This is a genomic window from Knoellia locipacati, from assembly GCF_044791685.1.
GTDB lineage: Bacteria > Actinomycetota > Actinomycetes > Actinomycetales > Dermatophilaceae > Knoellia > Knoellia locipacati_A.
This window is the reverse complement of record NZ_CP087730.1, coordinates 421691-439722: the sequence shown is the minus strand read 5'-3', so window position 1 is coordinate 439722 and position 18032 is coordinate 421691. Positions and strand designations below refer to the sequence as shown.

14 protein-coding genes are annotated in these 18032 nt (G+C 71.6%); 6 read left to right on the top strand and 8 right to left on the bottom strand.

The window, feature by feature from the left end; all coding sequences use genetic code 11:
* Positions 1-18: 18 nt before the first annotated feature.
* Both LL946_RS02010 and LL946_RS02005 read right to left on the bottom strand, forming a co-directional pair.
* Positions 19-1929 (bottom strand): hypothetical protein, encoded by a 1911-nt coding sequence (locus tag LL946_RS02010; protein WP_404384263.1) that lies wholly within the window; start codon positions 1927-1929, stop codon positions 19-21.
* Positions 1926-3698, bottom strand: a complete 1773-nt coding sequence (locus tag LL946_RS02005) for a hypothetical protein (protein WP_404384261.1) — start codon at positions 3696-3698, stop codon at positions 1926-1928. Before LL946_RS02005 ends, LL946_RS02010 begins: the two co-directional genes overlap by 4 nt.
* A gap of 258 nt (positions 3699-3956) precedes the next feature.
* Here LL946_RS02005 and LL946_RS02000 point away from each other — a divergent pair, with 258 nt between their 5' ends.
* Genes LL946_RS02000 through LL946_RS01990 form a run of 3 tightly spaced genes read left to right on the top strand, consistent with a single transcriptional unit; the run spans position 3957 to position 6636 of the window.
* Positions 3957-4556, top strand: coding sequence for an acyltransferase (locus tag LL946_RS02000; protein WP_404384259.1), 600 nt, complete (start codon positions 3957-3959; stop codon positions 4554-4556).
* A complete protein-coding gene (locus LL946_RS01995) occupies positions 4553-5650 on the top strand; it encodes a DegT/DnrJ/EryC1/StrS family aminotransferase (RefSeq protein WP_404384257.1) in 1098 nt (365 codons plus the stop codon). Before LL946_RS02000 ends, LL946_RS01995 begins: the two co-directional genes overlap by 4 nt.
* Positions 5650-6636: a Gfo/Idh/MocA family protein gene (locus LL946_RS01990; protein ID WP_404384255.1), complete on the top strand. Its 987-nt coding sequence runs from the start codon at positions 5650-5652 to the stop codon at positions 6634-6636. The genes LL946_RS01995 and LL946_RS01990 overlap by 1 nt, the downstream gene beginning before the upstream one ends.
* On the opposite strand, the gene LL946_RS01985 is transcribed toward LL946_RS01990, so the two are convergent.
* Genes LL946_RS01985 through wecB form a run of 3 tightly spaced genes read right to left on the bottom strand, consistent with a single transcriptional unit; the run spans position 6626 to position 9502 of the window.
* Complete coding sequence (locus LL946_RS01985) at positions 6626-7105, bottom strand: hypothetical protein (protein WP_404384253.1); 480 nt, start codon at positions 7103-7105, stop codon at positions 6626-6628. The genes LL946_RS01990 and LL946_RS01985 overlap by 11 nt on opposite strands.
* The gene (locus LL946_RS01980) at positions 7102-8430 is read right to left on the bottom strand and encodes a glycosyl transferase (protein WP_404384251.1); all 1329 of its coding nucleotides are present in this window, start codon (positions 8428-8430) and stop codon (positions 7102-7104) included. Before LL946_RS01980 ends, LL946_RS01985 begins: the two co-directional genes overlap by 4 nt.
* Before the next feature lie 4 nt (positions 8431-8434).
* Positions 8435-9502, bottom strand: coding sequence for a non-hydrolyzing UDP-N-acetylglucosamine 2-epimerase (gene wecB, locus LL946_RS01975; RefSeq protein WP_404384249.1), 1068 nt, complete (start codon positions 9500-9502; stop codon positions 8435-8437).
* A 147-nt stretch (positions 9503-9649) separates the two neighbouring features.
* On the opposite strand from wecB, the gene LL946_RS01970 reads away from it, so the two are divergent.
* On the top strand, positions 9650-10951 hold the full coding sequence (locus LL946_RS01970) for a nucleotide sugar dehydrogenase (RefSeq protein WP_404384247.1): 1302 nt from the start codon (positions 9650-9652) through the stop codon (positions 10949-10951).
* Positions 10952-11174: 223 nt separating this feature from the next.
* Positions 11175-13580: a cell wall-binding repeat-containing protein gene (locus LL946_RS01965; RefSeq protein ID WP_404384245.1), complete on the top strand. Its 2406-nt coding sequence runs from the start codon at positions 11175-11177 to the stop codon at positions 13578-13580.
* Positions 13581-13716: 136 nt separating this feature from the next.
* Here the strand turns inward: LL946_RS01965 and LL946_RS01960 are convergent, their stop codons facing one another.
* Together LL946_RS01960 and LL946_RS01955 are read right to left on the bottom strand one after the other, a co-directional pair.
* Positions 13717-14358: a CoA transferase subunit B gene (locus LL946_RS01960; RefSeq protein WP_404384243.1), complete on the bottom strand. Its 642-nt coding sequence runs from the start codon at positions 14356-14358 to the stop codon at positions 13717-13719.
* 1 nt (position 14359) lies between these two features.
* Entirely contained in the window at positions 14360-15145 is a 786-nt protein-coding gene (locus LL946_RS01955) for a CoA transferase subunit A (protein ID WP_404384241.1), read from the bottom strand.
* Between the two features lie 297 nt (positions 15146-15442).
* Here LL946_RS01955 and LL946_RS01950 point away from each other — a divergent pair, with 297 nt between their 5' ends.
* A complete protein-coding gene (locus tag LL946_RS01950) occupies positions 15443-17296 on the top strand; it encodes a peptidoglycan-binding protein (RefSeq protein ID WP_404384239.1) in 1854 nt (617 codons plus the stop codon).
* 30 nt (positions 17297-17326) lie between these two features.
* Here LL946_RS01950 and LL946_RS01945 read toward each other — a convergent pair whose 3' ends face one another.
* Positions 17327-18028: a TIGR03089 family protein gene (locus LL946_RS01945; protein WP_404384237.1), complete on the bottom strand. Its 702-nt coding sequence runs from the start codon at positions 18026-18028 to the stop codon at positions 17327-17329.
* Between the last annotated feature and the right edge of the window lie 4 nt (positions 18029-18032).

Below are 18032 nucleotides of genomic sequence, written 5' to 3'. Positions count from 1 at the left end.
GCCGCCGCAGACGCCCGGTCAGCCTCGGCCGAGGCCGAGCTCGTCGAGGGTCGGTCCGATCCCGTTGATCGCCGGCGCGTGGTCGTTGAGCCTGGCGGCGTTCCAGATCGGGTAGACCGCGCCCTGGTCGAGCGCCGTGAGGACGGTGGCGTCACGCAGGAGCCGCATCGCGTCCTCGTTGCGCCGGGTCGCGATCCACCAGCCGTGAGGCAGGCCGTGCTTGGACACCTGGCGCTTGACGAACTGCCTCTGCACGGTGTTGCGCGCGACCACCGACAGCCACTGGGGCGACCCCTTGCGGAGGGGCCCGCCGACCGAGACGGCGTTGGTGGGCCGGGTGAGCAGGGTGAGCGTGTCCGCGAGCTCGGCGAGACCCTCGTCGGCGGCGCTCTCGGGCCCGATGAGGTGGATGCGGCCTCCGTGGGCGCGCACGCGCCGGATCTGGCTCCGCACGACGTCGGGGACCGGGACGGTGAAGATCATCGTCACGTTCTCACCACGGGCGTGGGGGGCGACCGGGGTCTCGGTGTGGAAGTCCTCGCCTCGCGGTGACTCCTCGAGGGGCGCGAGGGTCGCGGCGTCGACCATCCGGTCATCCAGCCCGGGGGCGAAGGTCTCGGTGAGGCGGTCGACGGCCGGCTGGAGCTGCGCGTAGCGCTCGAACTGGTCGGCGTGCCGCTTGGCGGCGGTGCGGTCCTCCTCGCTGGCAGACAGGACGCGCTCGACGGTGTCGACGTAGGCCTCGGCGAGGTCCTCGGCGTCGACGCCGTCGTTGCGGACCCACAGGGGGTAGCCGTCGAGGATCTCGGTCGCCGCGTGGTCCCACTCGTGGGCGGACATGATCGGCAGCCCGGTCGAGATGTAGTCGAAGACCTTGCCCGACGTGACGTACTTGCCACCGACGAGGCAGAGGATGAGCGCGTCCCAGCTCTCGTAGACCGCCGCCGTGTCGGCCTTGGCGACGGGGCCACCGAAGCTCACGCCGTGCTCGGCGTACTCGTTGATGACGGCGGCCTGGGCGTTGATCCCCAGGGCCGACCCGGACCCGAGGTGGCCTCGGAAGACGAGCCGGGACCGCTGCAGGACCTCGCTCTCCTCGCGGGCGAGCCGCCAGCCCTCGCATAGGGCCCGCATCCGGTGCGCGTCGAAGGTCACCGTGCCGAGGAAGCCGAAGGTCAGCCCGGCCTCGGTGTCCGGGACCCTGTGCGTGATCCGGTTGGTGCCGATGGCGATGTCGCTGCCGTTGCGGGCGATGTGCATCCGGTCGGCGGCCTCGGGGTAGAGCTCCGCGTAGGCGTCCCGGATGGGCCGGTTGACGAACCAGGCCTCGGTCGCGTGCTCCACGAGCTCCTGCTCGAAGACCCCGGCACGCGAGTCCGGGGCGAACGCCGGCACGTCACGCAGGATGTCGATGGCCCACGCGTCCCGGTAGTCGATGACGTAGGGCAGGCCGTTGCGCTTGTAGAGGTCGAGCGCCGGGGCGAAGAAGGTGTAGGGCGACGCCGACGTGAGCAACAGGTCGGGCGGGGTCTCCATCGCGTCGTGGATCTCGCGGACCGACTCGACGAGCTGGTCGTGCCACCGTCCGAAGACGACCTCGGGGAACTGCTCGATGTCACCGCGGCGGTGCTGCTTGAGCCAGCGTCCGGGCTGGTGGGCGCGCAGCTCGGAGTAGGTCCGGATGTCGGTCTCGAAGTCCTCGCGGTAGAGGGGGAGCCGGTGGACCTCGACGCGCGGGTCGACGAGCGACGAGAGGGAGGTGTCGAGCCCCTGCTCGCGACGCCAGGCGCTCTCGGTCAGCGTGACGACCGTGACCTTCCAGCCGGAGCGGATGAAGGCGTTCGCCGTCGCGAGCTTGCGGTAGACGCAGGACTTGGCGGCGGGCGGGAAGCCCCATGCGAGGTAGAGCAGGTGCGGCTGGTCGCTCATGAGGTCGTGCCCCCCGCCGAGCCGAGGAGGAGCCGTTCGAGCCTCGGCCCGACCACCGACCAGTCGTAGGTCGAGCGGGCCCACTGCGTGCTCTCCCGGACCGACGCGGCCAGGTCGACCCCGTCGGTGTGCTCGATGATCCGGGCAGCCGCATCCTGGGGCGTCTCGACGACCCAGGAGTCGGGGAACATCGTGCGCGGGCCGCCGAACTGCGCGACGAAGGGCCAGTTGCGCACCACGGGGAGGGCGCCGCTCGCGGCACCCTGGATGACCGCCTCGTGCGTGCCCTCGCGAAGGCTCGAGGACAGGATGACGCCGACACGGCGCAGGGCGTGCCCGACGTCCTTGCTGTAGCCCATCTTGCGGACGGCCGGCCCGAGCGCATCGATCCGCTCGGAGACCTGGTCGCGGTACGCGCGAGCGGTCGCGGTGAGCTGCTCGGTCGGTGCGAACTCGGCACCGAAGAGCCGCAGCTGCCAGCGCTCGTCGTGGCGACGGAGGATCTCGAGGACGTCGAGGGCCCAGAGCGGGTCCTTGACCATCTGCGCCCAGCCGACGAGGGCGATCGTGCGCTCCCACGACCCGCGCTTGGGCCGGTCGTAGTCGGCGAGGACGTTGCGGTTGGGGATGACGTGCAGGGTGGGTCCGGACTGCACGGCCGGGGCGCCCACCATGGTGAGGTTGCGGATGTGCTCGGCGACGAAGACGAGGTCGTCGATACCGCTCCAGTCCGTCATGTGCGGGAACTGGGTGAAGGCCTCGTAGCTGTGGATCCGGCTCACCGTGCGCGCGCGCAGGTCGGGGAGCATCGAGGTCCACACCATCGCGCGGTGACCCCACTCCGCGAACACCGTGTCGGCCCAGTCGAAGTCCTCCCGCACCTCGGCGGGGACCTCGAACCGTATGCCGTCCGCCTGCCTCAGGCGGTTGGCGACGAGCTTCTGGGGTGTCGCCTCCCAGGGGCCCTTGGGCACGGTCCGCAGGTCGAGCGTGCGGATCTCGACGTCGTCACGCTGCGACCACTCGTCGATGATCCCGCGGGCGAAGTTGAAGTTGCTCACCGTGGTGACGAGGAGACGGTGGGGCCGCCCGGACTCCGGGACCGCGTGGTCCCGCTCGCGCCCGGACGGTGTGGTCAGCGCCCGGAACGCCGTGGACCCCCGAAGGGGAGCCAGGTGGCCGACCGGGTCGGCGGCATACGGGGACGCCAGGCCCTCGAAGTGGAAGTAGCGGTGGAAGAGCAGGTCGAAGGCGCCCTGGAGGTGCAGCGCGGCGCCGTCGTGGTCGCGTCGGGCGTAGGCCTCGTCGGCGTGCCCGACACTGAGCCGGACGAGCTCGTCGACGTCGGGCGGGAGCGTGCCCGAGTTGAGGTCCGCGACAGCCTTGCGCACGCGCAGCGGCGTCCCGGCGGCACCGGCGACGGACGGTCCGACGCCGGCATACAGGCGGTAGGCCGCGGTGGGGGCCTTGCGGCGGGTGAGGCGGTCGGCGACCCAGGACGCCGTGTGCGCCGCGGCCGGTCCGGCCCCGGGAACCCTGCTCAACGCGATCGTGCCGGAGATCAGGGTGTCGCGACGTCGGGGGACGTCGAGGACGCGCTTGTCCATGAGGCGCAGGGTGCGCTCGCGGACCTCCCCGGGTGACCGGGGGACGGACGTCGCTCGTCGCTTGAGGGCCTTGGCGACCTTGACGGGCAGTGCGTCGCGGTGCGGGATGGTGAGGGCGTCGGGGGTCGCTGCCCGCGTCGAGGGCGTCGAGGGCTGATCCACGCAGTGTGCTCCTGGCCGTTTCGGGGTCGCGGTCTGATGACGGGACGGCCCCTAGAGGGCAGGTGCTCCCGGGCCGTTCACGATACTCGGTGCCCGGCCCTTCCTCCGCCTCGGGACGGGGCGCGGCCGGGGCCTCGCGGGAGGCGGAGGTGGCAGACTACGGCGCAGCCAGCCGTGGCTGACCCCTGTCGCGCGGCCCCGTCCGCGAGGACGACGACAGCCTGACGACAGCACGATGACGACAAGAGGAGCCCGTTCGTGGGAGTGAGCATCCAGCCCAGCGCCGACGTGTCCGAGGCGGCGCGCATCGGTGACGGATCGAGCGTCTGGCACCTCGCCCAGGTGCGCGAGAACGCCGACATCGGGGAGAACTGCATCATCGGTCGAGGTGCCTACGTCGGCACCGGCGTGACGATGGGTGACAACTGCAAGCTCCAGAACTACGCCCTCGTCTACGAGCCCGCGGTCCTCGAGGACGGCGTCTTCGTCGGTCCTGCGGTCGTCTTCACCAACGACTACTTCCCGCGCGCCATCGACCCGGACGGCACCCTCAAGCGGGGCGACGACTGGGAGGCCGTCGGCGTCACCTGCCGCACCGGCGCCTCCATCGGTGCCCGCTCGGTGTGCGTCGCGCCGGTGACCATCGGACGCTGGGCGCTCGTCGCTGCCGGGTCGGTCGTCACCAAGGACGTGCCCGACTTCGCCCTCGTCGCGGGGGTCCCCGCGAGGCGGATAAGGTGGGTCGGCCGCGCTGGCGTGCCCCTCGAGGCCGGAGACGAGCCCCACACCTGGGTCTGCCCCAAGACCGGCGAGACCTACATCGAAGACCACGAGAGCCTGACGGAGGCCCCGAAGTGAACGAGTTCATCCCCCCGGCGAAGCCCCTCATCGGTGACGAGGAGCGCGCAGCCGTCGACCGGGTCCTGCGCAGCGGCATGCTCGCCCAGGGCCCCGAGGTCAAGGCGTTCGAGGAGGAGTTCTCCGCGCACTTCAAGCTCGGTCGGCCCTGCGTCGCGGTGAACTCCGGGACGAGCGGCCAGCACCTCGGCCTGCTCTCGAGCGGTGTCAAGGCCGGCGACGAGGTCATCGTCCCGTCGTTCACCTTCGCCGCGACGTGCAACTCGGTGGCCCTCACCGGTGCGACCCCGGTCTTCGCCGACATCGACGCCGACGACTTCTGCATCAGCCCCGCCGCGATCGAGGTCAAGATCACCGACCGGACCAAGGGCATCATGCCGGTCCACCTCTACGGCCACCCCGCCAAGATGGACCAGATCATGGCGATCGCGCAGAAGCACGGTCTCCAGGTCTACGAGGACGCGGCCCAGGCCCACGGCGCCTCGCTCGGCGGCACCCCGGTCGGCGCCTTCGGCACCTTCGCGATGTTCTCGCTCTACCCGACCAAGAACATGACGAGCGGTGAGGGCGGCATGGTCTCGATCGCCGACCCCGAGATCGAGCGCCTCATGCGCCTCTACCGCAACCAGGGCATGGAGCGGCAGTACCACAACGAGGTCGTCGGCTTCAACACCCGCATGACCGACATCCACGCCGCCATCGGCCGCGTCCAGCTCACCAAGGTCGGCGCGTGGACGAAGTCCCGCCAGGACAACGCGGCCTTCCTCAGCGCCAACCTCGAGGGCGTCAAGACGCCGCCGGTCGCCGAGGGCGCCGTGCACGTCTACCACCAGTACACCGTGCGGGTGCCCGAGGGCCGCGACGCGTTCGCCGCCGCGCTCAAGGAGCAGTTCAACATCGGCTCGGGCATGTTCTACCCGGTGCCCAACCACCAGCTCAAGCCGTTCGCCGGCACCACCGACGACGCCGACCTGCCCGAGACGATGAAGGCCGCGGCCGAGTGCCTCTCGCTGCCGGTGCACCCGTCGCTGAGCCAGGGTGACCTCGAGCGAATCGTCGAGGGCGTCAACACCCTCGCCAAGGCAGGTGCCTGATGGCCAACCTGCGCGCCGGCCTCATCGGCCTGGGCATGATGGGCCGTCACCACGGCCGCGTCCTCGCCAGCCTCCCCGGTGTCGACCTCGTCGCGGTGGCCGACCCGGGCGGCGACGTCCACGGCATCGCCGGCGGTCGCCCCGTCCTCGAGAACGTCGAGCAGCTCATCGAGCAGGGCATCGACTACTGCATGGTGGCCGTCCCGACGGTCTACCACGAGCAGGTCGGCCTCGCCCTCGCCGAGGCGGGCGTCCACGCGATCATCGAGAAGCCCCTCGCCCAGGACACCCCGGCCGCCACCAAGGTCGCCGAGGCGTTCGAGGCCAAGGGACTCGTCGGCGCGGTGGGCCACATAGAGCGTTACAACCCCGCCCTCCAGGAGGCGCGTCGTCGCCTCGAGGCCGGAGACCTCGGTGACGTCTACCAGGTGAGCACCCGCCGCCAGGGCCCGTTCCCGGCGCGGATCGCCGACGTCGGCGTCGTCAAGGACCTCGGCACGCACGACATCGACCTCACCGCGTGGGTCACGCAGCAGACCTTCACCGCGGTCGCGGCGCGGACGGCATACAAGAGTGGTCGTGAGTTCGAGGACCTCGTCGCGGTGACCGGGCAGCTGTCCAACGGCGTCGTGACCAACCACCTCGTCAACTGGCTGTCGCCGCTCAAGGAGCGGGTCACGATCATCACGGGCACCAAGGGCGCCTACGTCGCCGACACCCTCACGGCCGACCTCACCTTCTACGCCAACGGCGAGGTGCAGACGACCTGGGACGACATCGCGAACTTCCGGGGCGTCTCCGAGGGCGACGTCGTGCGCTACGCGATCTCCAAGCCCGAGCCGCTGCGCGTCGAGCACGAGCAGTTCCGCGACGCGGTGCTCGGCAAGGACGCCGACATCGTCACGATGACCCAGGGCCTGCAGACCGTGCGCGTCGCCGAGGCGTGCATCGAGTCGGCGCGGACGGGTCAGACCGTCACGCTCTGACGTCGTCGAGGACGAGATCCATCGTGGGGCCGATGCCGTTGACGGCATCGGCCTTCACGTTGTCCTGGGCCGCGCACCAGACGGCGTAGACCGCGTTCGCGTCGGCGGCCGTGAGGACGTCCGCGCTCGCGAGGGCGGCCCGCGCCTGCGCAGAACGCCGTATGCCGTGCCACCAGAGCGTGCCCGGCCCCAGTGTGCGGTTGCCGGCGGCGGACACGGCCTTGTCGACCACGCCCCTGGCGACGTGGAGCACCCACCTCGGCCGCCCCTTGACGAGACCGGAGGGGGCTGGCCCTCGGCTGGCCGGGCGGCTGACGACGACGTGCCGGTCCGCGGACCGGGAGACCTCGACCCCGACGACCGAGGGCGCGACGAGCGTGACCTCGTGGCCGTGCGACCGGAGCCGCTCGATCGAGTGTGCGAGCAGCAGGGTCGCGGGGCGGGTGGCGACGACGACGATGCGGCTCATGGGCGCGACCCTTCGGTGAACTGCCGGGTGAGGCGGGCGACGGGTGTCTCGATCTGGGCCGTGCGCTCGTAGCGGCGTGCGTAGGCCGCGGCGGCCGCGCGCTCCTCCGGCGTCGCGGACAGCGCGCGTCCTGCGCCCGCGACGAAGGCCCGTGCGAGGGCCTCGGGCGTGAGGTCGTCGTTGGGCTGCCACAACGGGTAGTCGCGCAGGATCTCGACGGCGGCGTGGTCGGCGGCATGGGCGGACACGATGGGCAGGCCGGTGGCGACGTAGTCGTAGACCTTGCCCGACGTGACGTAGCGACCGCCGACGAGACAGAGCACGAGGGCGTCCCAGCCGGCATACACAGTCGGGGTCTCGGCCTTGGGGACGGGACCGGCCAGGCTCACGCCGTCGTCGGCGAACTCGTCGATGATGCGGGCGTGGGCGTTGCTCCCGCGCGCGGACCCGGCGCCGACGTGGCCGCGGAACTCGAGCCGGGACCGGGCGAGGACGGGGTCGTCGCGCCGCGCGAGCCGCCAGCCCTCGCAGACGGCGCGGGTGAGGTCGGCCCCGAAGGTGATGGTGCCGAGGTAGCCGAAGGTGAGGCCGGTCTCCGGGTCCGGGCTGCGCGGCGCCGGCCGCTCCAGGTCGTCGAGGTCGCTGCCGTTGCGGACGACGTGGAGGTCGTCGGCCCGGGTCGGGTAGAGCCCGGCGTAGGCATCGCGAATCGGGGTGTTGACGAACCAGGCCTCGTGCATCGACTCCATGAGCTCGGCCTCGATGCGGCCCTTGCGGCTGTCAGGCTCGAAGGCCGGCACGTCGTTGAGGATGTCGATGGCCCACGCGTCCCGGTAGTCGAGGACGAAGGGCACCCCGTCGCGCCGGTGCAGGTCGAGCGCGGGTGCGAAGAACGTGTACGGCGCGGCGGTCGTGAGCACGAGGTCGGCCGGGTGGGCGTCGTGGACCTCGCGGACGCGGGAGACGAGCTCGTCGTGCCAGCGGCCGAACACCGGCTCGGGGAAGCTCTCCTCGTCCTCGCGGCGGTGCCGCTTGAGCCACGAGAGGGGCCGCTGCGCGCGCTCCTTGCTGTAGCTGCGGATGTCGGTCTCGAGGTCCTCGCGCATGAGGGGCAGGCGGACGACCTCGATCTCGGGGTCGACGAGCGCGCTGAGCGACGGGTCGAGGCCGTGCTCGCGCCGCCAGGCCTCCTCGGTCAGGGTGACGACCGTGACGTCCCAGCCGTGCCGGTTGAAGAGGTTGGCCGTCGCGAGCAGCCGGTAGGTGCACGACTTGGCCGCGGGCGGGAAGCCCCACGCGAGATAGAGCAGGTGAGGGGCGGCCATGGGGTCAGCGCTGGGCGAGGTGCTCGGCCAGCGCCGCGACCGTGGCCTGCGCCGCGTTGCCGTCGCCGTAGGGGGCGGCGTCGGTGGGCTTGGGGTCCGGGCGGTCGACCAGTGCGGTGAGGCCGTCGAGGTCGAGGGCGAGGACGTTCCAGCCGAGGTCGACGGTCTCGGTCCACTCCGTCTCGGTGCGGACCGTGGTGCACGGCGTGCGCAGGAGGAAGGCCTCCTTCTGGAGACCGCCGGAGTCCGTGACGACCGCCTTGGCGTGCTGGATCGCGCCGACCATCGCCGGGTAGTCGAGGGGCTCGATCGTGTGGAGCGACCCCTGCGTGAGGTCGATGCCGTGCTCCTTGGCCTTCGCGACGAGTCGCGGGTGGGCCGTGAGCACGACGGGGTAGGGGAGTGCGGCGAGGCCACTGACGATGGCACCGAGGCGGGCGGGGTCGTCGGTGTTCTCGGCGCGGTGGATCGTCGAGAGGACGTAGCCGCCGGGCTCGACGCCCTCGGGGAGTCCCGGCGGGACGTCCTTGACGCGCTCGGCGGTGGCGAGGCAGACGTCGGTCATGACGTCGCCCGTGACCACGGCCCGCTCGCCGAGGCCCTCGTCGGCGAGGTGCTGGCGGGCCACCTCGGTCGGTGCGAGGCAGAGGTCGGCGGCGTGGTCGGTGAGGACCCGGTTGTGCTCCTCGGGCATGCGCCGGTTGAACGAGCGGAGCCCGGCCTCGAGGTGGGCGAGCGGGAAGTGCAGCTTCACCGCGGACAGGGCGCCGGCGATGGTCGAGTTGGTGTCGCCGTAGACGAGGACCCAGTCGGGGGAGTGCTCGAGGAGGACGGCGTCGAGCTGGGTCAGCATCGAGCCGGTCTGCACGCCGTGCGACCCGGACCCGACACCGAGGTGGACGTCGGGCGCCGGGATCTGGAGGTCGTCGAAGAAGACGTCCGACATCTTCGCGTCGTAGTGCTGCCCGGTGTGCACGATGACGTGCTCGTGCCCGGCCTCCGAGAGGGCCTTGGCGATGGGGGCGAGCTTCACGAACTGGGGGCGGGCGCCGACGATGCTGAGTACCTTCACGCAGGACAATCTAGGGGGTGGGGACCGGGCGGGGCCGCGGCGGTGGGTCCGCGCGTGACGCGGGTGCTCGGATCGCTCGGTACGATGGCTCGCGATGCCCAGCACCGCGTTGCGCAGCACCGCGACCCCCGATCCAAGGAGTTCTTCGTGAAGATTGCCGTCGTCGCCCTCGGCAAGATCGGCCTTCCCCTCGCCGTTCAGTTCGCCAGCAAGGGCCACGAGGTCGTCGGCGTCGACGTCAACGAAGCCCTCGTCGGCGTCATCAACGAGGGCCGCGAGCCCTTCCCGGGTGAGGCCGAGCTCGACGAGCGCCTCTCGACGCTCGTGCCCGCCGGCAAGCTCGTCGCGACGACCGACTACTCGAAGGCCATCCCGGGTGCCGACGCCGTCGTCGTCGTCGTGCCGCTCTTCGTCAACGACGAGACCTGGCAGCCCGACTTCGACTGGATGGACTCCGCCACGGCCTCGATCGCCGAGCACCTCACCCCCGGGACCCTCGTGTCCTACGAGACCACGCTGCCCGTCGGCACCACCCGCAACCGCTGGAAGCCCATGCTCGAGGAGGGGTCGGGCCTCACCGAGGGCACGGACTTCCACCTCGTCTTCTCGCCCGAGCGAGTCCTCACCGGCCGCGTCTTCGCCGACCTGCGCAAGTACCCCAAGCTCGTCGGTGGGCTGAGCCCCGAGGGCGCGGCCAAGGCGACCGAGTTCTACGAGGCCGTCCTCGACTTCGACGACCGTCCCGACCTCGAGCGCGGCAACGGCGTCTGGGACCTCGGGTCGGCCGAGGCCTCCGAGCTGGCCAAGCTCGCCGAGACGACCTACCGCGACGTCAACATCGGCCTGGCCAACCAGTTCGCCAAGTTCGCCGAGGGCAACGGCATCGACATCCACCAGGTCATCGACGCCAGCAACAGCCAGCCCTACAGCCACATCCACCGGCCGGGCATCGCCGTCGGCGGCCACTGCATCCCGGTCTACCCGCGCCTCTACCTCTTCAACGACCCCGAGGCCACCGTCGTGCGTGCGGCGCGTGAGGCCAACATGGGCATGCCGGCGCATGCGACCCTGCTGCTCGAGGGCGCCCACGGCGACCTCGCCGGCGCCCGGGTGGCCGTGCTCGGCGCGTCCTACCGCGGTGGCGTCAAGGAGACGGCGTTCTCCGGTGTCTTCCCGCTCGTCGAGGCGCTGCGGGCCAAGGGCGCCGACGTCCTCGTCCACGACCCGATGTACAGCGACGACGAGATCGAGGGCTTCGGCTGGAAGCCGTTCCACCTCGGCGACGAGGCCGACGCCGCCGTCGTCCAGGCCGACCACGCCGAGTACCGCGACCTCTCGTCCGCCGACCTCCCCGGCCTCAAGGCGATCGTCGACGGCCGCCACGTCACCGACCCGGCTCGCTTCGACGGCGTGGCGCACCGCGTCATCGGTCTCGCCACCACGCGCTGACCCGTCGCGGACAGCAGCGACGACGCCACCGACGAACACCCCTGACTGCCTCGCTCCGGTCTCCGGAGGGGGCCGTCGGCGGGTGGGCACCCACGGGGTCTCAAGATGGTGACCATCCGGGGTGGTCAGTGTGAATAGTGCGATTCGTGGTTCAAAAGAGGCACATGTGGCTGATGGTGGGTAGCCTGATCGGGCCACTACCCCCAACGCGAGGGCTTCCGCCATGCTCCACGTCCCACTCTCGACGCCCGTTCGCCGCCGTGCCCTTGCTGTGGTCACGGCCACGCTGACCCTGACGGTCGCCCCGATGCTGCCCACGACGGCCGAGCCGTCGCCCGTGGCCCCCGAGAACCGCTCCGTGCGCCTCACCGGCCTCGACTCCCGGGTTCGGGACGACGCCGGTTCGGTGCCGTTCGCCGACCGGCTTCGCGTCGCCGCCCTGTCGGCTCCCATCCCGGTCGGCGACAGCGCCATCGTCGGTGTCACCTGGGACGACCAGGCGGCCACCCCGGGCAGCGACGTCGGTGACGTCCAGGTGCGCACCCGCACAGACGGGCGGTGGTCGGCCTGGGAGGAGCTCCACGTCGACGACAGCCACGGCCCGGACAAGGGGACCGAGGAGGCTGCCGGTGTCCGCCTGGGCAGCGCCCCCCTGGTGGTGGGCGACGAGGTCGACGACGTGCAGGTCGGCGTCGCGACCACCTCGGGGAGCGTGCCGCGCGACCTCCGTGTCGAGCTCGTCGACCCCGGCACGTCGGGCGCCGACAGCCAGTCGACCCTGCCGTCGGCCGGCGCAGCGGGCGTGCAGCCCACCATCCGCTCCCGCGCCGACTGGGGCGCCGACGAGTCGATCCGCAAGGGCTCGCCGAACTACGCCCAGATCGACGTGGGCTTCGTGCACCACACGGCCGGCTCGAACGCGTACGCGAGCGGAGACGTGCCGGGCATCATCCGGGGCATCTACGCGTACCACGTGAAGTCGTTGGGGTGGAACGACATCGGCTACAACTTCCTCGTCGACAAGTGGGGCCGGATGTGGGAGGGCCGCGCCGGTGGCGTGGACCGCGCCGTGGTCGGGGCACACACCCTGGGCTACAACGCCCACTCCTTCGCCATGGCCGCGATCGGCAACTACGAGTCGACCGCGGTGCCGGCTGCGGTCGAGACCGCCTACACCTCGCTCTTCGCGTGGAAGCTCGGGCTGGCCCACGTCGACCCGACCTCGACGACGACGCTCACCGACGCGGACGGATCGCCGACCAAGGTCTTCCGCAACGTCTCCGGGCACCGCGACTTCGGTGACTCCGGCAAGGGGACCGAGTGCCCGGGCCAAGCGCTCTACAACCGGATCGAGTCGCTGCGCCCCCGGATCAAGGCCGCGCAGGGCGCGATGTTCTATGCACCCTCGCGCGACCGGTCGTCCTGGACCTACGGCTCGACCGGCGGCACGAAGATCTCCGCGCTGGTGTCCAAGACGCTCTCCTGGCGCCTCGAGGTCCGGTCGGAGTGCGCCGACACCGTCCTCACGACGAGGACCGGGACGTCGTCGTCCACCGCTCTCGCAGCGACGTGGGACGGTCGCATCGGAACCGCTGCCGCGCCGCCCGGCCGCTACACCCTGACCCTGACGGCGACCTCGGGCACGGGTGCGACGAGCATCGCGACGCCGTGGCAGACCTCCGTCACCGTGGGCGACGCCGCCGGCGCCCCGCCGGGCTACTGCCCGCCGCGGATCGGCGGGACGAACCGCTTCGACGTGGCCGCCGCTGCGAGCCGGGTCGCCGACTCGAGCGCCCGGACCATCGTCGTCGCCAACGGCCGCGACAACGCGATGGGCGACGCCCTGGTGTCGGCGCCCCTGGCGCGGGCCAAGGACGCGGTCCTGCTGCTCACCGACACGACCGGCCTCCCGTCGGCCACGCGCAGCGAGGTGGCCCGACGAGGGGTGCAGACGGCATACGTCGTCGGTGGTGAGGGATCCGTGGGACAGGTCGTGCTCGACCAGCTCCGGGAGCTCGGCGTCACGACGATCGAGCGGTTCGGCGGCAAGGACCGCTACGCCGTCGCGGCCAGCGTCGCTCGTGCGGTCGCGCCCGCGGGCGCGCCGGACGTGTTCCTCGCCAGCGGCAAGCCGGAGGCCATGGCCGACGGCCTCGTGACGTCCGGCCCGGCGACCTCGCTCAACCGGCCGATCCTGCTCTCGCCCCCGGCCTCGATGTCGAGTGCCACGAGCGCGGCCCTCACGGACCTGCGCGTGCGCCGCACCGTCGTCGCGGGTGGGCCCGCCTCCGTCTCGGACGAGGTCGTCGCCCAGCTCCCGTCACCGACGCGGCTGGGAGGGACATCGAGGTATGCCGTGTCCGTCGCCGTCGCGCAGTGGGGCACGCGCAACGGCGTGGACGGCACGGACGTCCTCGCCTCGTCGGGTGCCCAGACGGCCCTGGCGGACGCACTGTCCGGTGGACAGCTCGGGCGACAACTCTTCTACGTCCGCAGCACCGGTGTGCCGGGCGAGGTCGCGACCGAGCTCGACAAGCGCGCCAGCCTGGACCGCGTCACGGTCATGGGCGGCGAGGGCAGCGTGCCCCAGCTCGTGGCCGGGCAGCTGCAGCAGGCTGTGATGGACTGAGTTCGCCCGACTGGGCGGGGCTCGACCGAGACGGGTGCTCGACCGAGACGGGTGCTCGACCGAGACGGGTGCTCGACCGAGACGGGTGCTGGACAGGGCCACGGCCCGGTCCAGCACCCGTTTCGGTGCGTCCGCTTCAGGAGTCGAGCGCGAAGGTCAGCTCGGGGCCGGTCTTCTCGCGCAGCTCGTCCTCGGTGACACCCGGGGCGAGCTCGCGGACGACGAGGCCGTCCTCGGTGATGTCGATGACCGCGAGGTCGCTGATGATCCGCTGCACCACACCGAGGCCGGTGATGGGCAGGTCGCACTCGTCGACGATCTTGTGGCTGCCGTCCTTGGCGACGTGCTCCATGAGCACGATGACGCGCTTGGCGCCGTGGACGAGGTCCATGGCCCCACCCATGCCCTTGACCATCTTGCCGGGGATCATCCAGTTGGCGATGTCGCCCCCGGCGCTGACCTGCATCGCGCCGAGGATGGCCGCGTCGACCTTGCCGCCGCGGATCATGCCGAAGCTCGTGGCGCTGTCGAAGTAGCTCGCGCCACGACGGGTCGTCACGGTCTCCTTGCCGGCGTTGATGAGGTCGGGGTCCACCGCGTCCTCGGCCGGGTAGGCGCCGACGCCGAGGATGCCGTTCTCGGACTGGAGGACGATCTCGACGTCGTCGGGCACGTGGTTGGGGACCAGCGTCGGGAGCCCGATGCCGAGGTTGACGTAGGAGCCGTCGGTGAGCTCGGAGGCCGCCCGGGCCGCCATCTCGTCACGGGTCAGGGCCATGTCAGTTCTCCTCGCCGGTCGCTGCGCGGACCGTCCGCTTCTCGATGCGCTTGTCCTGGGCCTGCTCCGGTGTGAGGGGCACGACGCGCTGGACGTAGATGCCGGGCAGGTGGATCTCGTCCGGGTCGAGGTCGCCGGGCTCGACGAGCTCCTCGACCTCGGCGATGGTCACGCGCCCGGACATGGCGCACAACGGGTTGAAGTTGCGCGAGGACTTGTTGAAGACGAGGTTGCCGTGGCGGTCGCCCTTCCAGGCGCGCACGAGGCCGAAGTCGGCGGCGATGCCCTCCTCGAGGACGAACGTGCGCTCCTCGCCGCCGAGCGCGAACGTCCGGGTCTCCTTGGGAGGTGAGGCGAGCGCGACGGTGCCGTCCGCGGCATACCGCCAGGGGAGGCCGCCGTCGGCGACCTGGCTGCCGACACCGGTCGGCGTGAAGAACGCCGCGATCCCGGCGCCGCCGGCGCGCAGGCGCTCGGCGAGCGTGCCCTGCGGGGTGAGCTCGACCTCGAGCTCGCCCTCGAGGTACTGGCGGGCGAACTCCTTGTTCTCGCCGACGTACGACGAGACCATCCGGCGGATCTGCTTGGAGCCGAGGAGGATGCCCAGGCCCCAGTCGTCCACGCCGCAGTTGTTCGAGAAGACCTCGAGGTCACGCACCCCCCTGGCGTGCAGCTCGGCGATGAGAACGCTGGGGATGCCGCAGAGCCCGAACCCGCCGACGGCCAGGCTGGCACCGTCGCGGACGTCCTCGAGGGCTGCGGATGCAGAGGAGACGACCTTGTCCATGCGGGAACTCTAACCAGCGTGGTGGAGGGCGCCGATGTGGTGGGGGTCCAGTGGTCCGGTCGAGCCATGGGGTCGCGACACGCGCCGTGGATTCTCCCGTACGAGCAGTGGTATGCCGGAGATCCTTCGGGAAAGAGGGGGGTCGGACGAAGTACATGCGTGTAATTCACCCGTTTGACTTGCGCAACCAGTGTGACGGATGGGACAACTGACGAGCCAACGTGTCTGGAGTGACGGCTGTGACGTCTCGCCGGGCACGGTTCATCTCTCTTACTGCTCGCCCCTGAGGAGCTTCCGTTGACGCGCGCCACCCTGCCTGCCACGTCGACCCGAGGACCGGTACGCGCCCTCGGTGCCGTCTCCGTCTCCCTGCTGTCGATCCCGCTCGGCTTCTCCGTCGCGGGGGGCAGTGCCGTCGCCGGTGTCGCCGCCGCGGTGCCGTCGCCGCCGACGAAGTCGCTGCCGGCCGAGCTGGACATCGCTCCCAAGTACCAGGCTGGCTACCGCTGCCTCTCCGGTGACCTGCCGGGCCCGACGGCGTTCGGTCAGCTGCTCAACAGCCACTACGGCAAGCACGTCTACGGCATCAACCGGACGTGCGCCGCCGAGCACGGCGAGGGCCGCGCGCTCGACTGGATGGTCAACGCCTACAGTGCGGACGGCCTCGCCCTGGGCAACGCGATCACCCGCTGGCTCTCGGCGCCCGACTCGCAGGGACGGCCGGGCGCCATGGCCCGCCGGTTCGGCATCAACTACATCATCTGGAACCGCCAGATGTGGCGCGCCTACGACCCCGCGCGCGGCTGGGCGGCCTACACGGGCAGCTCGCCCCACACCGACCACATCCACATCTCGTTCACGTGGGACGGCGCCTACAAGCAGACGTCGTGGTGGACCGGCAAGGCCCTCACCGAGGTGCGCTACACCGGTCCGACGACGAGCGCCGGCACGCCGGTCCCGGTCGTCACGCCGCCCCTCACGGCGAGCGGCTACCCCCTGCTCAAGCGCGGCGACACCCACAAGGACGTCATGCTGGCGCAGGGCATCCTCGGGCTCACCAAGGACGGCCAGTTCGGCCCGACGACCGAGACGACGCTCAAGTCCTGGCAGACCCGCCGCAGCATCCCGGTGACGGGCCAGCTCGACAACGCGACCTGGACGCGGATGATCCAGCTCGGTCTCGTCCCGGCACGCAACGGCGGCAGCTCGACGACGACGAGCCCGCTCTCGGCCTACGTCAACACCGTCCTCCAGCGCGGCTCGACGGGCGCGGCGGTCGTCGCCCTCCAGAAGGCTCTCGGGATCTCGGCCGACGGGGCGTTCGGTCCGGGGACGGAGACCAAGGTCAAGACGTTCCAGGCCTCCAAGGGCATCAGCCCCACGGGCATCGTGGCCGCGTCGACGTGGAAGGCGCTCATCGGCACCACCGTGACCTCGCCGACCGCCCACCCGCTGGCCCAGTTCTCCTCCCTCGTCCTCAAGCGCGGCTCCACCGGCCCGGCCGTGGTCGCGCTCCAGAAGGCGCTGGCCATCACCGCCGACGGCGCCTTCGGCCCCGGCACCGAGACCAGGGTCATCACCTACCAGCGCTCCAAGGGCCTCACCCCGACCGGCGTGGTCGCGGCGTCGACCTGGGCCGCCCTCATGGGCCAGACATCGACAGGCACGCCCACGACGATCACCCCGCCGGCGGCTCCTGCCCCGGCGCCGGCCACGGCGCTGACGACCGAGTTCACGGCATACAAGGCTCTCGTCCTGCGTGCCGGCTCCAAGGGCACGGCCGTCAAGGTCCTCCAGGCCGGCCTCGGCGGCATCGCCGTCGACGGCGCGTTCGGGCCGCGGACCACGGCCGCGGTCGTGGCCTTCCAGAAGTCGGTGCGCCTCCCGGCGACCGGCGTGGTCGACCGCACGACGTGGACCCGGCTCGAGCTGCGCGAGCACCCGCTCCTGCCCTACTGGGGCACGGTGGCCAAGCGCGGGTCGAAGGGCGCCAACGTCGTGGCGCTCCAGCGCGCCCTGCGGATCGGCGCCGACGGGGTCTTCGGGCCCGCCACCGAAACCGCGGTCAAGGCCGCCCAGACGCGCGCGAGGATCGCCACCACCGGTGTCGTCGCGACGCTCACCTGGAAGGCCATCGAGAAGCAGATGTGAGCCCGTTCCCGGGTCGAGGAGCCGCGCCGGTCAGGGGCCGGAGGCGCCCTCGGCCCGGGACCGCTCCGCGAGGACGTCCGCCGGCGCCTCGCCGCGACTGAGCACGACCGAGCCGTCGGCCGCCCACAGGGCGAGGCAGGTGGCGAGGAAGTCGGCCGTGTCCGTCGTGGTGAGGTGCCGGCGTTCGGCGTGGGCCTCGTGAGGCACGACCACCGCGTCGTATGCCGTCCGCTCGCGTCCCGCGACGAGTGCCGTGTCGTCGCCGGCCGGCTCCTCCCACGCCGCGAACTGGTCGCCGTGGGTGCTGAGCTCCCTGGCCTCGTCCATGACCCCTGGTGGGACGGGCACGGTGGCACCGCGGGCGAGGCCGGCGAGGGTGACGAGGACGGCAGGGGAGCCGACGGAGGCGGCGGCATCGGGGTCCGTGGTGACCACGAGGTCGCTGTCGCCGTCGTCGAGGCTGACGGTGGCGCCGACGGACCACGCCGCCAGCGCCCAGTAGGTCGTGCGCCAGTGCGGCGGCAGGTCGAGGCGGACCACCGAGCCGGGCGCGATGTCGAACTCGTCCTGGAGCGCGTTGGCGGCCTTGCTCACCCAGTTGGACAGGACCCGGGCGGAGATCTCGATCCGCTCGCCCCTCGTCGGTCCCTCGGTGTCGTCGTAGGTGGTGATGCGCGGCTTCGCGGAGTCGGAGCGGAGCATCTGCTGGAGCACGTCGGCGGGTCGGGTCACGACG

Bases quoted from the DNA above. Each gene is read 5' to 3' on its own strand.
- LL946_RS02010 (WP_404384263.1), bottom strand. From the start codon at position 1,929: ATGAGCGACCAGCCGCACCTGCTCTACCTCGCATGGGGCTTCCCGCCC.
- LL946_RS01990 (WP_404384255.1), top strand. From the start codon at position 5,650: ATGGCCAACCTGCGCGCCGGCCTCATCGGCCTGGGCATGATGGGCCGT.
- LL946_RS01985 (WP_404384253.1), bottom strand. From the start codon at position 7,105: ATGAGCCGCATCGTCGTCGTCGCCACCCGCCCCGCGACCCTGCTGCTC.
- LL946_RS01980 (WP_404384251.1), bottom strand. From the start codon at position 8,430: ATGGCCGCCCCTCACCTGCTCTATCTCGCGTGGGGCTTCCCGCCCGCG.
- LL946_RS01965 (WP_404384245.1), top strand. From the start codon at position 11,175: ATGCTCCACGTCCCACTCTCGACGCCCGTTCGCCGCCGTGCCCTTGCT.
- LL946_RS01960 (WP_404384243.1), bottom strand. From the start codon at position 14,358: ATGGCCCTGACCCGTGACGAGATGGCGGCCCGGGCGGCCTCCGAGCTC.
- LL946_RS01955 (WP_404384241.1), bottom strand. From the start codon at position 15,145: ATGGACAAGGTCGTCTCCTCTGCATCCGCAGCCCTCGAGGACGTCCGC.